Origin of the sequence: Janthinobacterium sp. FT14W, assembly GCF_009208755.1 — a bacterium.
Classification (GTDB): domain Bacteria; phylum Pseudomonadota; class Gammaproteobacteria; order Burkholderiales; family Burkholderiaceae_D; genus Janthinobacterium; species Janthinobacterium violaceinigrum.
The window spans coordinates 37,492-52,341 of record NZ_WFLL01000041.1 but is presented as its reverse complement, the minus strand read 5'-3'; the positions used below and the strand labels follow the sequence as shown (position 1 = coordinate 52,341).

General features: G+C 62.8%; 12 protein-coding genes and 1 pseudogene. 2 read left to right on the top strand and 11 right to left on the bottom strand.

Annotated features, from left to right (window positions below):
* The 10 genes and pseudogenes from GCN74_RS22520 to GCN74_RS22475 form a co-directional block, all read right to left on the bottom strand.
* Positions 1–400 (bottom strand): annotated as a pseudogene (locus GCN74_RS22520) (flagellar hook-length control protein FliK); the annotation flags it as partial.
* A 44-nt stretch (positions 401–444) separates the two neighbouring features.
* Entirely contained in the window at positions 445–771 is a 327-nt protein-coding gene (locus GCN74_RS22515; protein ID WP_152258738.1) for a flagellar protein FliT, read from the bottom strand.
* Positions 772–774: 3 nt separating this feature from the next.
* Positions 775–1,221, bottom strand: a complete 447-nt coding sequence (gene fliS, locus GCN74_RS22510; protein WP_152258737.1) for a flagellar export chaperone FliS — start codon at positions 1,219–1,221, stop codon at positions 775–777.
* A gap of 22 nt (positions 1,222–1,243) precedes the next feature.
* The gene (fliD, locus tag GCN74_RS22505; protein ID WP_226939172.1) at positions 1,244–3,925 is read right to left on the bottom strand and encodes a flagellar filament capping protein FliD; all 2,682 of its coding nucleotides are present in this window, start codon (positions 3,923–3,925) and stop codon (positions 1,244–1,246) included.
* A 229-nt stretch (positions 3,926–4,154) separates the two neighbouring features.
* Positions 4,155–4,526: a flagellar protein FlaG gene (locus tag GCN74_RS22500; RefSeq protein WP_152258736.1), complete on the bottom strand. Its 372-nt coding sequence runs from the start codon at positions 4,524–4,526 to the stop codon at positions 4,155–4,157.
* A gap of 84 nt (positions 4,527–4,610) precedes the next feature.
* Positions 4,611–6,122, bottom strand: coding sequence for a flagellin (locus tag GCN74_RS22495; protein ID WP_152258735.1), 1,512 nt, complete (start codon positions 6,120–6,122; stop codon positions 4,611–4,613).
* A 341-nt stretch (positions 6,123–6,463) separates the two neighbouring features.
* Positions 6,464–8,035: a GGDEF domain-containing protein gene (locus tag GCN74_RS22490; protein ID WP_152258741.1), complete on the bottom strand. Its 1,572-nt coding sequence runs from the start codon at positions 8,033–8,035 to the stop codon at positions 6,464–6,466.
* Positions 8,036–8,236: 201 nt separating this feature from the next.
* Positions 8,237–8,884 carry a response regulator transcription factor gene (locus tag GCN74_RS22485; RefSeq protein WP_034753998.1) on the bottom strand — a complete coding sequence of 216 codons (648 nt, stop codon included), beginning with the start codon at positions 8,882–8,884 and terminating at the stop codon, positions 8,237–8,239.
* Positions 8,885–8,936: 52 nt separating this feature from the next.
* Entirely contained in the window at positions 8,937–10,427 is a 1,491-nt protein-coding gene (locus GCN74_RS22480) for a sensor histidine kinase (RefSeq protein ID WP_226939171.1), read from the bottom strand.
* 14 nt (positions 10,428–10,441) lie between these two features.
* Entirely contained in the window at positions 10,442–11,032 is a 591-nt protein-coding gene (locus tag GCN74_RS22475) for a hypothetical protein (protein WP_152258734.1), read from the bottom strand.
* Positions 11,033–11,147: 115 nt separating this feature from the next.
* On the opposite strand from GCN74_RS22475, the gene greB reads away from it, so the two are divergent.
* A complete protein-coding gene (gene greB / locus GCN74_RS22470) occupies positions 11,148–11,714 on the top strand; it encodes a transcription elongation factor GreB (protein ID WP_092710976.1) in 567 nt (188 codons plus the stop codon).
* 146 nt (positions 11,715–11,860) lie between these two features.
* Positions 11,861–12,430: a transposase gene (locus GCN74_RS22465; protein WP_226939170.1), complete on the top strand. Its 570-nt coding sequence runs from the start codon at positions 11,861–11,863 to the stop codon at positions 12,428–12,430.
* 61 nt (positions 12,431–12,491) lie between these two features.
* Here GCN74_RS22465 and GCN74_RS22460 read toward each other — a convergent pair whose 3' ends face one another.
* Positions 12,492–14,774: a RelA/SpoT family protein gene (locus tag GCN74_RS22460; protein WP_152258733.1), complete on the bottom strand. Its 2,283-nt coding sequence runs from the start codon at positions 14,772–14,774 to the stop codon at positions 12,492–12,494.
* Between the last annotated feature and the right edge of the window lie 76 nt (positions 14,775–14,850).

The following is a 14,850-nucleotide window of genomic DNA, read 5'->3' as shown; positions in this document are numbered from 1 at the left end:
GGGTGGCGGCCGTGCTGCCGGCGCGCATGCCCGCCTGGGCGGCACCGGCCTGGGGGCCGCGGGTCTCGGCGGCGCCGGGTTCGGCTTCCGCGTCCGCATACGTCAGCAGGGGATGGGCGGCCTGGTCGCGGGCGCTGCCGATTTGAAAAGAGGGGCGGGGATTGATGCCGATCAAGGTCAGCGGGATTTCCGTGCCCAGCTGGGCGCCGGCGGGCAGTTGCATGCGGGCCGGCGTGCCGGCCACGCGCACCAGGTAGCTGCCGTCGCCCATGCGGGCCAGCACCTGTCCCTGCATGGATTTGCCGATCAGTCCCTGCAGCGAGCGCTGGAACTCGGCCTGGCGCGGGTCGGCGACGGTGTCGGCCGGGCGCGTGCCCTTGATCGGGGTCAAGGGCGTCATGCCGATTGCATCCATCTTCGGCAACATGGCGCCCCCGTGTGCGTTTAGACGCCGTAGGCGTTGGCCAGGCGCCGCTCGGTACCGGTGCTGTTGATCAGCTTGGACAACTGCGCCATCCACGGCATGGTCAGGTCGCGGATCTTGCGGTCGTCTTCCAGGATCTGCTTGATCAGGGCAACCTTGCGCAAGCGGCCAGCGCTTTCCAGCACGACTTTTTCTTCATTCGCCTTCAGCGCGGCCACATGCGCGCTGATGCGTTGCTCCAGCTCTTCCAGCGCGTCCCAGTCGGCATTGGTGGCGGCGGTGACCATCTGGCCCGTCAGGGTCTGCATGGCTTCGTAGGTGGTCAGGACTTCTTGATTCGTCATCATGGGTCAGGCGCTCGCAAGGCTGGGCATACGTTTCAAATCGGCGCCGGGAATGGCGGCGGGGGTGGCGCCTATGGCGTTCCAGGTTTCGCGCAGGTCGGTCAGCAGGCGCTGCACTTCTTCCAGCATGGCCAGATCGTTGTGGATGTTGGCCGCCAGCAGGCGCGCGCTCATGTATTCATACAGGGCGTCGAGGCCTTCGGCGATCTGGCCGCCCGCGTTCTTGTCCAGGCTGGCGCGCAAGCCGTTGTCGATGATCTGGATGGCTTTCGAAATGGACTTGCCTTTCTCGGGAATATTGCCTGAATTCATGTGCATCTGCGCGCTGAGCACGGCCACCAGGGCGCCGTCGTACAGCATCACGATCAGCTTGTGCGGCGAGGCTGAGACGATGCCTGTTTCCAGGCCGACCTTGGCATAGGCATTGACGCCGCGTTGTTGGGTTCCAAACATATGTTTCTCCTGATGATGGCGCTTAGCGGTTGGCGGCGATGGATGCCAGCTGCTGGGTCAAATAAGTTTGCGTGGACTGTAATTTGCTTAGCGTTACGTCGAGGCGCGTGTATTGGGCGCGGTAGCGCGCTTCGATGTCGGTCAGCTTTGCGCTGAACTTGTCGCGCTGCGCTGCCACCGATTTCAGGGTTTCATTGATGCCGTTCGTGCGTCCGGTGATCATGCCGTCCGTGCCCAGGAAGGACGTGGCCAGGTTATTCAACTGGTAGGCATAGCCCTGCGAGAAGCTGACCGTGCCGCGCGGGCCGGTGGTGCCGCCGGTTACTTCGATCTTCAAGCCTTCGGCCGGCGAACCGGGGGCGCCCGTCAGGGTCTGGCCCGAGCCGACAACGGGTTGCCCGCCCAGCGTGCCGGCCACGTCGGTGCCCTTGACGGGCTTGGCCGTGCCAAACAGGGTATCTATGCCGGTTCCCGTGCCGCTGCTCACGGCCAGGTTGGAGACGGAGCCGTAGCGGCTCGAAGAGAGGACCAGTTTGCCGGTGCCATCGATGGCGGCGGAAACCGTCGAGCCATTGTCCGAGAAGGCCTTCACGCCGTTGATCGAGGATTGCACCAGCGACGCCAGCTGTGTCGGGGTATAGGTGCCGGCCGGTATCGTCACCTTGGCTGTGTTCTTCGCGGCGGACGGTTCCGTGTCGTTCAGCGTGACGTTCCAGGTGGTGTCGCTGGCAATCGTGGTGCTGGCGGGCAGGGCGGCATCCGAGGTGAGCGAACCCTGGCTGGCCATCGTGGTAATGCTCAGGTCATAGGTGCCGGGCTTGGTGGCGGCGGTCGAGCTGGTAAACGCGACATTGCTGTCGCTGGCCTTGCCGATGGCCGAGAACAGGCCGGCGATGTCGCTGAAGTTCGTGCTGATTGCCTTGTCGAGCTTGCTTGTATCCAGGGTCAGGCTGCCATCTTTCTGGAAGGAAATGCCCACCTGGCTCAAGGTATTCATGCCGCTGCTCAAGCCGGTAATCGGCACGCCCAGCTGCCGGCGCAGCTGGGTCTGGATCGATTGCACGGTGGCATCGCCCAGCAGCACCCCGCCCGTCTTGGTATCCGGGTTGTAGGCCGTCATCTTGCCGATCGCCGTGTTCAGGTCGTTGTAAGCCTTGACGAAGGCGGTGATGCTGGTCTTGACCGTCGTCGTGTCCTTGGCCACCGACAGGCTGGACGTGCCGATCTTGGTAATGCCCAGGGTGACGCCTTCGATCGCCGTATCGACGCTGTTCGAGCTGCTGGTGATGGCAATGCCGTTGACGCTGAACATGGTGTTCTGCGCCGCGCTGTTCTGTTTCAGGTTTTGTGCGCCAGCCACATCGTAAGCCAGCAAGTTGTTCAGGGCGCTGTCGGCGGGCTGGCCATCGCTGCCGCTGAGCGAAATCTTCATGGCCGAATTGGCGCCCGTCTTGGTCGAGCTGAGCACCAGGTGATACGGCTTGTCGCTGCCGTCGGACACGATGCTGGCGGTGACGCCCAGGCCCGCGTTGTTGATGGCGTCGCGGATGCCTTGCAGGGTGTTGTTGGTGGCATCGATCACCACCGATCCCGTGGCCTGCGTGCCATCCTGGGTGAAGCCCGTATTCATGTAGGCGCCGCCCGTGCCGGCCGTCAGCCCGGCAGCGGCCGGATTGCTGCCGGCGATGACGATGGGGCTGGCATTGCCCGACGCCAGCGTGATCGAACTGGCTATCGTCACGTTCGAGCCGTCGTTGGTGGCGTTGGAGGCATGGCCGATGCCGCCCATGACGCTGCCCGTGACGACTTCCTCGATATTGATATTGGAGCCGTCCGCGCGCGTAAATTGCAGGTTGCCGTCCGCCGCCTTGCCGGTGACCGTGATGTTCGCGGCCGCCAGTGCATTCGAGACGGCATTCGGGCCGGCCAGCGTCGTGTCGAGCGAGGCGGCGGTGATGCCGCTGCCTGCCGCGACGCCATTGCCCTGGGTGACGATCTCGATCCCGCCAACCGACAGTGAATAGGTGCCGTCCGCGCCGGTGGCGATGTTGCCGAAACCGCTGAACATGGTGGCGCTGCTGGCTGCCGGCTGTGCCGTGGCCGTGACGCCCGTGGTGCTGCTCTTGGCATTGATGGCGTCGGCCAGCGCGCGCGAGCTCTTGGTGCTGGCATCGGTCGGGATGGCCGTGCCATTGATGATCAGCGAGCCGTTGCTCACGCCTGTGAGCAGGGTGCTGCCGCTCAGGGCCGTGCCCGACACGCCGAACGTGCCGCCGGCGAGCGAGCCCAGCTGGAAGGAAACCGTCGTCTTGGCGCCGCTGCCGATGGTCGACAGTTTGCTGGCCATGCCGCCCGACGTCAGCGTCTGCGCCTGGGCCAGCTGGGAAACGTTGATGTTGTAGCTGCCGGCGACGGCCTTGGCGCCGGCGCTGGCCGACAGCACCAGCGGGTCCGACGGCGTGGCGCTGACGGCGCGGAAGTTATTCGAGTTGGTCAGTGCCGACAGCGAGCTCTGGAAGCTGCTGACGGAGCCGCTCAGGGTACCCAGTGCGCTGAGCTTGGCTTGGTAGGAGGCCGTTTTCTTGTCAAAAGTAGCCAGCGGAGCCGATTCGGCCGTCATCAGCTTGTCGATGATGGCATTCACATCCAGGCCGGTGGCGCCGGCGCCGATGCCTATGGATGAAAGGGTAGGTGTGATGGCCACTGAATACTCCTAGGAAAACGCTAATATAAGCTGTTATCGGCAGAATCAATCAGGACTTGAGAGGGGGATTTACCGCGCTGTTTTCAGCGGGCGTAAAAAATCGGGGGGAAGCAGGTGGTTGTTACTTGGATTGTAATGAAAAGCGGGGCCGGATAGCCAGGCTACCGGGCCCCGTGGTCATGCCGATGCGTATTGCCACGATGTTGCGCGTCCGTGGGCAAGGCCATCGCTATGCGCTTTGCCTGATCAGCGAACCTTTGGCAGAGTCAAAGGTCTTGGCCAGTTCCAGGGCTTCCTTGGTGGGAATCTGGCGCAGGACTTCCTTGGTTTCCTGGTCGATGACCTTGACCACCGTGCGCCGGCTGTCTTCGTCGATGGAAAACTCCAGGCCCTGCGTCTTCATCTGCGAAGACTGGTTGAGTTCCGATACCGCCTTGTCCAGCTGCTCGCGGCTGGGTTCCCTGCTGGCTTGCTGTGACGCAACAGTGCCATTTTCCGTGACGGTGCGGGACGCTGCCGGGCGCGCCGGCGGCGTGTCCGCGGACACGTAACTCTTGTCTATCCTGGCCGCGGAGGCGGCCGCTATCGTGTCGATAGTCATGGTGCTCTCCTAGTGAAAATTCCCCTGCCGAAAAAATCCGGCAGGGGAATCAGGGTCCTACGCTGTTGCCTGACTAATCGGAGATTAGCCGCGCAGCAGGCTCAGGACGCCGTTTGGCAGCGAGTTTGCTTGCGCCAGCATGGCCGTACCAGCTTGTTGCAGGATCTGGCCGCGGGTCATGTTGGCCGTTTCCGACGCGAAGTCCGTATCGACGATGCGGCTGCGCGATGCCGACAGGTTTTCCGTCGTCGATTGCAGGTTCGAGATCGCCGAGGCGAAGCGCGATTGCAATGCACCGTACTGAGCGCGTTGGCCGTTGACCGTCGACAAGGCTGCATCGGCGATTTTCAGGGCCAGCTGAGCACCGTCGAAGGTCGTGATGTCGATCGAGGCGACGGACTTCAGTTGCGAACCCTGGTTGGTGGTGGCTGCTGCTGCCGCACCCAGGCCCAGGCCGGAACCGGCATCGGTGACGGAGAAGCTGCTGTCCGAGTCGAACGTGACGGTGCCGTTGGCAACAGCGACACCTGCAGCGCCCTTGTTGTCGACCGCGGCGGTCTTGGTGCCATCGAGCTTGTAGCTGGCGACGTCGAACTTGGTGTTCGCAGTAGCGCCGTTGGTGAGCTTGATGTCAGCGCCGTTGGCATTGCTCAGCTTGATACCGCCGTTTTTCGTGTCGTACTGAGCCGTCACGCCGGTTTTTGCCGATTGGGCATTGATGGCGTTGATGCCTGCTGCGAAGTCGGTGGCGCTGCTTGCGCTGCCGCCCACTGCGAAGGACACGGTGACAGGAGTCTGGGCAGGATCGTTGTCCGATGCGATCTGGAACGAATACGATTCGGCGGCCAGGGCCAGGTTGGTTTCCGTTTTTGCCGTAGCGGTGACACCGGTAGCGCTGGTTTTCTGGTTGATGCCAGCAGCGATCGATTTAGCCGTGTCCGACAGGACAGCTGGAGGACCTACGGCAGCGGTAGCCGTAGTGTAGGTGGCGGAACCGAGCTTGCCGTTGATGGTGATGGTTTTTGCATCGGCAACGTTGGTTGTCGTTGCTTTGACTGCAACAGCATCATTCTCAATGCGGTTGTTGCCGTAGGTATTGGTCAGGAAGTTTGCACCGCTGGCCGAAATCAGCTGATTCGCGTCCGCGCCGACCTGGAAGTTGGCCGTGCCCATGGTGCCGTCCAGCAGCGCCTGGCCGTTGAACGAAGTGGTTTGGGCGATGCGGTTCAATTCCGAACCCAGCTGGCCTACCTCGGTTTGCAGCGCTTGACGGTCGCTCGACGAGTTGGTGGCGTTCGACGATTGAACGGCCAGTTCGCGGATACGTTGCAGGATGTCGCCCGAGCTCGAAAGTGCACCCTCGGCCGTTTGAGCCAGCGAGACGCCGTCGTTTGCATTGCGGGTCGCTTGCGTCATGCCGCGGATTTGCGACGTCATGCGGTCGGAAATCGCCAGGCCTGCGGCGTCGTCCTTGGCGCTGTTGATGCGCATGCCGGAAGACAGACGTTGCAGCGAGGTGGTCAGGGCCGATTGCGACGTCGACAGATTGCGCTGTGAGTTCAGGGAGGCAATGTTGGTATTAATTACTGCAGCCATGTTAATTCTCCAAACAGGTACTACATTGTGCTATGTGCCATTCACTTTGGCCTGCCCCGCTGTTCCGGGGCAATCAAGCCGCTGTTGTTTAGGGTAACGGTTGCTCTGCGGGAAAATTTATGGCGAAAAACGCTTTAAATTTTATTTTTCAGCCCTTCAGTTTGCGGCTGGCCGCGCGCTAAACGACATGATTTAAAGAAACTTGAGGGTAAAAATAGTTTTATTTTTATATGCTGCGCAGGCTGGCGGGGTGCCTGAGGGGGAAGGATAGTTATTGTTCTTGCCATGAAAAATGCCGTCCGGCCGGGTGGCGGGACGGCATGGCGTGAAGCGGACGGGGTTTAATCGGCCACCACCACGCGGTTCTTGCCCGTTTGCTTGGCCTGGTACATGGCGCGGTCGGCGCGCTTGACGAGTTCGGCCTGGTCTTCGTTGGGCAGGCGCAGGGCCACGCCGGCGGAAAAGGTGATCAGGACTTTTTCATTGTCGTGCAAGAAGAAATGCCGGGTCAGTTCGCGCTGTAGGCGCGTCATCGTCGACGAAGCGGCTTCGACCGTGGTTTCCGGCAGCAGGATGAGGAATTCCTCGCCGCCGAAGCGGGCGATGACGTCCATCGAGCGCAGGGTTTCCTTGACGATCTTCACCAGGTGTTTCAGGGCGGCATCGCCGGCCAGGTGGCCATAGGTATCGTTCAGGCGCTTGAAATCGTCCAGGTCCAGCATGGCGATGCACAGGGGCGTGCCGCGGCGGTCGGAACGGGCCGTCTCGCGCTCGAACACGTCGTCCAGGCCGCGGCGGTTCAGGCTGCCCGTCAGCTGGTCTTCGCGCACCAGTTCGCTCATATGCTGGAGCTTGGCTTCCAGGGTGTGGATGCGCTGTTCCGCATCCTGCACTTCCTGGCGCGCCAGCACCATTTTGTCGCGTGCGCGCAACGCTTCGTTCTGCACCATGCGCGTTTCGCGCAGGACTTCGTCGAGAACGTTGTTCAGTTCGCTGATGTTTTCCGCCTGGCTGATCTTTTCCGAATAGCCGCCGATCTTTTCGTGGAAGTCGCCCGTGCTGGCCGCCACCTGGCCCAGGCGGTCGATGAAGGTCATCATCATGTTCTTGACCGTCAGCTTGACGTCGGACAGGCTGTGCTTGAGCTGGCTCTGCTTGTAGATGACTTCCTTCAGGCTGCGCGTGGCGTCTTCCAGCGCGCGCTGGTCGAGGGGACCGGCAATCAGGTTTTGCACGGCGTCGACCTGGCCGCGCAGCCAGCTGTCGTCGTCCAGCAACTGGCTGACGTTATCCAGCAGCAGCTTGAACAGGCGCAGCAGCAATTCCTGCTGTTCGGCCGTGTCGCCGCTCTTCAGTTCGATCTGGTAGCACAGCTGTTTCAGGCGCAGGGCCGCCTCGTTCAGTGCTTCTTCCGTATGCGCCTGCTTGATGGCCGCACCCAGCGATTCGGCCTCTTCCACCAGCGCCGGCGTGCCCGTCAGCAGGGTGGCGACGGCAAAGCCCAGGGTGCGGCTGAGCAATTCGCGCAAGGTGCGCGTCTGCTCGCCATCCGGCAGCGGAGGCAATTCGATGCCGCCGCCTTTCTTGACCTGTTTTTCCGCCAGTTGCGCCAGCGTGCGCGCATAGCTGTCCCAGTCGCGCGCTTTCAGGGCGCGCTGGAAGCGGCGGCCAAAGTCACCCAGTTCGCCGGCCGATTCGCTCATCTTGACGGCAAACTGCGTCAGGACGTTTTCCGCGCCGCCGTCCGGCGGGGCGCTGGCGGCCAGCACGGCTCCCGGCACGGCCGGGCTGTCCGCGGCTTCGCTGATGCCCGCGATTTCATTGTAGATGTCGCGGTAGGCGCTGGGCGTGGGGGCGATGCGGCGCGTGGCCAGGCGGCGAAACGCCTCGCGGGCGATATCGGCCGGGTTCATCGCCGCAGCGGCGGCGGTATTCGTGGCGCCAGCAGGAGCGCTTGCTGGTGAAGAGGGCAATTTACTGGACATGTAGGCACAGCCTTTTTAGATATTTCTAATTATCCTCATGATATGCGAGTTGGCAAAGAACTTATTGTGCGAGAAGCTAGGAGAAGTCCTGTCAATTCGCCCGATGCCAGCGGGCATGCCGCTTTGCCGTCAATCCACCAGCTGGTTGCGGATGGCGTAATGCGTCAGTTCGGCGCTGTTCTTGAGCTTCATCTTGACCAGCAGGCGGGCGCGGTATTCGCTGACGGTTTTCACGGACAATTTGAGCTCTTCGGCGATGGCGCCCACGGCCTTGCCCGAGGCGATCATGACCAGGGTCTGGTATTCGCGGTCCGACAAGGTGTCGTGCAAGGCCGTTTCGTGGTCTTCGCCCACCGTGTTGGCCAGTTCCTGCGCCAGCGAGGCGCTGATGTATTTCAAGCCTTGCGCCACCTGGCGGATGGCCGTGACCAGTTCGCGCGGCGCACTCTGTTTCGTCAGGTAGCCGGCCGCGCCCGCCTTGAGCGAACGGATCGCGTACTGGTCTTCGCGGTGCATGGAGAGCATCAGCACGGCCAGTTCCGGCTTTTCCTTCTTGATCTGCTTGAGTACTTCGATGCCGCTGCGGTCGGGCAGGGAGATGTCGAGCAGCAATACCTGGCATTTCGAGCCGCGGAACAGTTTGATGGCGTCGTGGCCGTTTTCGGCCTCGCCGGCCACGATGATGTCTTTCGTATCGGCGAGGATTTGTTTCAAGCCTTCGCGCACGATCGCGTGATCGTCGGCGATGAATACCCGGATGGTGGCTTTTTCTTTCATGACTGCGTTGTTTCCTATCTGAATCCCTGCGCCCGGCGGCGGCCCCGTGGCCTTACGGCGGACCGCTTTGCGCTGGTGCGCTGGCTGCAGCCGCTATTATCGCCTCTCGCGGCGTGGTCAGCCGGATTTTTATGCTCAGGATGGTGCCGCCGCCGGGCCCGTCGGACAGGCTCAGGGTGCCGCCCAGTGCGCTGGCGCGTTCGGCCATGCCGCGGATGCCGAACGATTGCGGCTTGGCGCGGTCCGACAGGCGCATGCCGACGCCATTGTCGGCGATCGACAGGCTGATGTGCTGGCGCTGGCGGGCCAGGCGCACGCTGACCTTGCTGGCCTGCGCATGCTTGGCGATATTCGTCAGCGCCTCCTGGGCAATGCGGAACAGGCTGGTCGCCTGGTCCAGCTCCAGTTCGATATGCTGGCGGTTCGAAATGAACTGGCACTCGATGCCGGCCTGGCGCGCGAACTCCTTCAGCTGCCAGTCCAGCGCGGCGACCAGGCCCAGGTCCAGCATGGAGGGGCGCAAATCCAGCGAAATGCGGTGCACGGCATCGATGCTGCGGTCGACCAGGGCGTCGACATAGTCGGCCTTTTCCTGCAGCAGCGGGTCGTCCGGCGGCAGGCGGCGCGCCAGCATGGCCAAGGCCATCTTGATCGCCGTCAAATTGCCGCCCAGGTCATCGTGCAGTTCGCGCGCCAGGCGCGTGCGTTCGTGTTCCTTGACCTTGTCGATATGCGCCGTCAGTTCGGCCAGGCGGGCGCGCGACTGGCGCACTTCGATCTGTTCCAGCCGGCTTTCCGTGATATTCGTCATGATGCCTTCCCACTGCACCGTGCCGTCGGCCAGCGCGCGCGGCGTGGAGCGCAGGTTGATCCATTTGACGTCTTTCCAGGCATCGATCCAGATGCGGCCTTCCCAGTTCCAGCTCCACAAGGCGTTCTTTGAGGCCAGCATCGACTCCAGGTACGAGGCGCGGTCGTCGGCCAGGATCAGCTGGTAGAACAGTTCCGGACGCGCGTGCAGCTGTGCCGGCCCCAGACCCAGCAGGGCCTGGCAGCCATCGCTCAGGTAGGGGAAGGCGGCGCGGCCATCCGCATGCAGGCAGAACTGGTACACGAGGCCCGGCGTATTCGAGACGATGGCGTTGAAGCGCGACTGCACCTGCGCCAGGGCGGCGGCCGTTGCCTGCGGCGTGCGCAAGTCCTCGCCCTCGGCCAGGAGCAGGGCGCGTCCCTGGCGGCTGGCGCGCGACAGGTGCAGGCTGAGCGAATACAGGCTGCCATCGCGGCGCCGCTGCTGCACATGCAGCAGGGTTTGCGCGCCGATGCTGTCGTCCAGGCCCGCCAGCACGGCGGCCAGCTGTTGCGCGTCGAGCTGCGGCGCCAGGGTGAACGGCGTCATCGCGCGCAATTCCTTGCGTGCATACTGCAAGTTGTCGCAGGCGGCATCGTTGGCGTCCAGCAATTGCAAGCTGGCCGCATCGTACAGGTAGATTTCCGGCGCCGCCGCGCGCATGGCGGGCGCCAGCCGGGGAGTGTCGTGCATGGCGTTGCCTTTCTTCATCTGCGGCGTGCGCGCCAGAAGGCGGCGAAGCGGCGCAGCACCCGTGCCGGGCGGGAATTATGGCGCCCTGGCGTGCCCTTGCGCAGGCGTTGCCACCAGGCGCGACGGGCGCGGCCCAGCGCGGCCGACAGGCGGCTGACGCGCCGCCATGGGCGCGTGGCGCGCAGGCGGGCGATCCAGCGGTCCTTGGTTTCCATGAACAGGCCATGCCAGCGCGCAAACCACGGCAAACCGAGCAGGGCGGGACGCGTCAGGCTGTACAGGCGGGCCACGGCGGCAGCGCCGCCCAGCTTGGCGATGACGATCACGCCGATGCCGGAAAACGCATGGCCGCGCGCGATCGCCAGCAGGGCCAGCAGCTTGACGGGAAACAGCAGCACGGCCGGCAGCACGAAGATGGCCAGCGCCCAGTACGGCGGCAGGCGCTTGATCCACGCTTCCAGTGCATGCAGGGGCGGAAATTGCGCCACCACCTGCATGATGCGCGCGCCCGTCGCCCATAGCCATTCCTCGATCAGCAGGAAGATGGCGGCCAGGTAGACCAGCGGCGCGAACAGCCAGCGCCTGACTCTGTAGAATTTTTTCATCCGTCTCCGTGTGCGGCGCAGGTTTGCCGCGATTGCCACGATGATACGTCAAAAAAGCCCGTTTGCCCCCGCATTGGGTGTGCCCGAGCCTCCCTGGTGGGGCTACAATAGACGGATGAATAAAGCCTTTGTAAAAGAATCGGACAACGACGACGATGAGGAAGCGGCCGCGCTGGCGCTGGCCATTCCCGCGGGCGCGAAGAACTACATCACGCCGGCCGGCTACCAGCGCATCAAGGACGAGCTGCTGCAGCTGATCGACGTCGACCGTCCGGAAGTGGTGCGCATCGTGCATTGGGCGGCGTCGAATGGCGACCGTTCGGAAAATGGCGACTATATCTACGGCAAGCGGCGCCTGCGCGAGATCGACCGCCGTATCCGTTTTCTCACCAAGCGCATGGACCTGGCCGCCATCGTCGACCCCAGCGTACACCATGGCAACGACCAGGTGTTTTTCGGCGCCACCGTGACCTACCGTACCAGCGACGGCGAAACGCACACCATCACCATCGTCGGCATCGATGAATTCGACCCCCTGAACGGCAAGATCAGCTGGGTCTCGCCCATGGCCCGCACCATCACCAAGGCGCGCGAAGGCGACGTGATCACCCTCAACACGCCGCTGGGGGAACAGGAACTGGAGTTGCTGGAAGTGACGTATCCGGCGCCGGGGGAGGGGTAGCTTGCGGTGGCGCAGTGTGCCGGAGGCGCGCGCAGGCACACTAGACATTCAGAGCCGGTATCAGGAGTCGCCATGCCACGCCGCCTTCGCCTCGTCATGCCCGGTGTGCCCTTGCATGTGGTGCAGCGCGGAGTGAATCGCCAGGCGTGCTTTTTGATGGGCAGGATAAACAGCGTTATCTTGATTATCTGCGCGGCTGTTTGGCGCTTGTGCCATGCCATCTGCATGCCTATGTGCTGATGAGTAATCATGTGCATCTCTTGCTGTCCACGCAAAGCACAGCCTCCCTGTCGTTGCTGATGAAAATGCTGAACCAACGTTATGGACAGTATTTCAACTGGCGTCATGGCCGCACGGGCAGCTTGTGGGAGGGCCGCTACAAATCCTGCCTGGTGCAGGGCGAGCGTTATTTATTGATTTGCCAGCGCTATATCGAACTGAATCCCGTCAGGGCGGGAATTGTGGCGTTGCCTGGACAATATTGCTGGTCCAGCTATCGGAGCAATGCGCAGGGGATGCATGATGATCTGCTGTCTCCGCACTCCTTGTATTTAATGCTTGGAAGTAATGCGCTTGAACGGCAAAAAACATATCAAGTCTTATTTCAAGATGAAATAGGCGAGCGTTGCGTTGGGCAACTGCGAGAGGCAATCAATGCTGAATTTGCGGTAGGAGATCAGGTGTTTCTGCGGTGTGTTGCGGAAATGAGCCGGTAGCCAGCAGCGGAAAACTGGGGTCAGACCCGGCGGGTCTGACCCCGGCTCTTTGCCAACGATGTTAATTACGTTCGCGCAAGATGCGGTTGACGCCGGCGACGCGGCGCACATTGCGCAGCAGGGCGGCCAGGTGGACGCGGTCCTTGACCTGCACGGTGAAGCGCAGCTGGTCGAGGACGTTGTCCTTGTCTTCGTCCATGCCCACATAGATGATGTTGGCGTCCGATTCGCCGATTTCGGCGGCCACGCGGGCCAGGATGCCCCGTTCGCTGTTGATCAGCACCTTGATGCGGCAGTCGAAACGGCGGTTCAGTTCGCTTCCCCAGCGCACGGCGATCCAGCGGTCCGGTTCCTTGGCGCGCTGGCGTTTTGCCTGCGAGCAATCGCTCGTGTGCACGAGCAAGCCCTGGTCGCGGCGCAGCTGGCCGATGATCTGGTCGCCGGGTATCGGCAGGCAGCACGGCGCCAGCTGCACGGACACGCCTTCGCTGCCGCAGATGGTGACAGGGTCGAGTTCGCTGCCGCTGTTGTGTTCCACGGGCATGCTGGCTGCTTCGCCGCCGATCAGGCCGAAGATGTGGCGCGCCACCAGGGTGGCCATGCGCTTGCCGATGCCGATGTCCGCGTACAGCTCGTCCATGGAATTGGCGCTCGATTCGTTGAGCAGGCGTTCGACCAGCGGCGCCGGCAGGTCGGCGTCGATGTTCAGGGTGTGCAGCGCCTGCGACAGCAGTTGCTGGCCCAGCGCGATCGATTCGGGCAGGTTGATCGTGCGCAAATGGTGGCGGATGGCCGAACGGGCCTTGCCGGTGCGCACGAACGACAGCCACGTGGGGCTGGGGCGCGACGAGGAATCCGTGATGATTTCCACGATGTCGCCATTGTGCAGCTCGGTGCGCAGGGGCGAGGTTTCGTTGTTGATCTTGACGGCCACGGTCTGGTCGCCGATGCCCGTATGGATCGAATAGGCGAAGTCGATGGCCGTGGCGCCGCGCGGCAGGGCGATGATCTTCGACTTCGGCGTAAACACGTAGACGGAATCGGGGAACAGGTCGACCTTGACGTGCTCGAGGAATTCGGCCGAGTCGCCCGTCTGCTGCTGGATGTCGAGCAGGGATTGCAGCCAGGCATGCGTGCGCTGCTGCAGGTCGGACGGGTTCGATTCACCGCTCTTGTACAGCCAGTGCGCCGCCACGCCCGATTCGGCCGTGCGGTGCATTTCCTGCGTGCGGATCTGGAATTCGACGGGGGTGCCGTAGGGACCGATGACGGTCGTGTGCAGCGACTGGTAGCCGTTCAGCTTGCGGATTGCGATGTAATCCTTGAACTTGCCCGGCATGGGCTTGTACAGGCTGTGCAGGGTGCCCAGGGTCACGTAACAGTCGGCAAAGCTGCCCACCACCACGCGGAAGCCGTACACGTCCAGCACTTGCGAAAACGACAAATGCTTGCTGCGCATCTTTTTATAGATGTCGTACAGGGTCTTTTCGCGGCCCGTGACGTCGGCCTCGAGTTCGGCCATGGACAAGGTGCTTTTCACCGCTTCCATGATCTTGTTGACCACTTCGCGCCGGTTGCCGCGCGCCGCCTTGACGGCTTTCGCCAGGGTGCGGTAGCGCATCGGATACAGGTGCGAGAACGACAGGTCCTGCAGCTCGTGATAAATATTGTTCAGGCCGAGACGGTGCGCGATCGGCACGTACACTTCCATGGTCTCGCTGGCGATGCGGCGCTTTTTCGCTGCCGTCATGAAGTCCAGGGTGCGCATATTGTGCAGGCGGTCGGCCAGCTTGATCAGGATCACGCGCACGTCGGAGGCCATGGCCAGCAGCATCTTGCGGAAGTTTTCCGCCTGCGCTTCGATCTGGCTCTGGAATTCGATCTTTTCCAGCTTGGACAGGCCGTCGACCAGATGCGCCACGGGCGCGCCGAAGCGTTCGATCAACTCTTCCTTCTTGACGTCCTGGTCTTCCATGACGTCGTGCAGCAGGGCGGCCATGATGGCTTGCGCGTCGAGCTTCCAGTCGGCGCAGATTTCCGCGACGGCGATCGGATGCGAGATATACGGCTCGCCCGAGCGGCGCATCTGGCCCAGGTGCATTTCGTCGGAGAAGCGGTAGGCTTCCTTGACTTTTTTCAGGTCGGCGGGAGACAGGTATTCGGCCAGCTTGTCGGCCAGGTGGCTGACGGAGGCCACGCCGAGGGCGGGCGCTGGCGGTACCGGGAGGGTGTTGCCGCCGGACGTGCCGGCACCGGGCGCGGAAGCACCCTGTGGTTTTGCCGCCTGGCGCGGGGCCAGGGGCGGCAGTGCTGCGGAAGTCGTGTCGGCTGGGGTCAGACTCATAAAACGTCGCGTTGCTTCACAGTGTGAATAAAGGATACGGTAGAACCAGGGGTCAGCACTGTTCCGGCACGCGGCT

Bases quoted from the DNA above. Each gene is read 5' to 3' on its own strand.
- GCN74_RS22515 (WP_152258738.1), bottom strand. From the start codon at position 771: ATGATGACGAATCAAGAAGTCCTGACCACCTACGAAGCCATGCAGACC.
- fliS (WP_152258737.1), bottom strand. From the start codon at position 1,221: ATGTTTGGAACCCAACAACGCGGCGTCAATGCCTATGCCAAGGTCGGC.
- GCN74_RS22500 (WP_152258736.1), bottom strand. From the start codon at position 4,526: ATGACTATCGACACGATAGCGGCCGCCTCCGCGGCCAGGATAGACAAG.
- GCN74_RS22495 (WP_152258735.1), bottom strand. From the start codon at position 6,122: ATGGCTGCAGTAATTAATACCAACATTGCCTCCCTGAACTCACAGCGC.
- GCN74_RS22490 (WP_152258741.1), bottom strand. From the start codon at position 8,035: ATGAACCCGGCCGATATCGCCCGCGAGGCGTTTCGCCGCCTGGCCACG.
- GCN74_RS22485 (WP_034753998.1), bottom strand. From the start codon at position 8,884: ATGAAAGAAAAAGCCACCATCCGGGTATTCATCGCCGACGATCACGCG.
- GCN74_RS22480 (WP_226939171.1), bottom strand. From the start codon at position 10,427: ATGCACGACACTCCCCGGCTGGCGCCCGCCATGCGCGCGGCGGCGCCG.
- GCN74_RS22475 (WP_152258734.1), bottom strand. From the start codon at position 11,032: ATGAAAAAATTCTACAGAGTCAGGCGCTGGCTGTTCGCGCCGCTGGTC.
- greB (WP_092710976.1), top strand. From the start codon at position 11,148: ATGAATAAAGCCTTTGTAAAAGAATCGGACAACGACGACGATGAGGAA.
- GCN74_RS22460 (WP_152258733.1), bottom strand. From the start codon at position 14,774: ATGAGTCTGACCCCAGCCGACACGACTTCCGCAGCACTGCCGCCCCTG.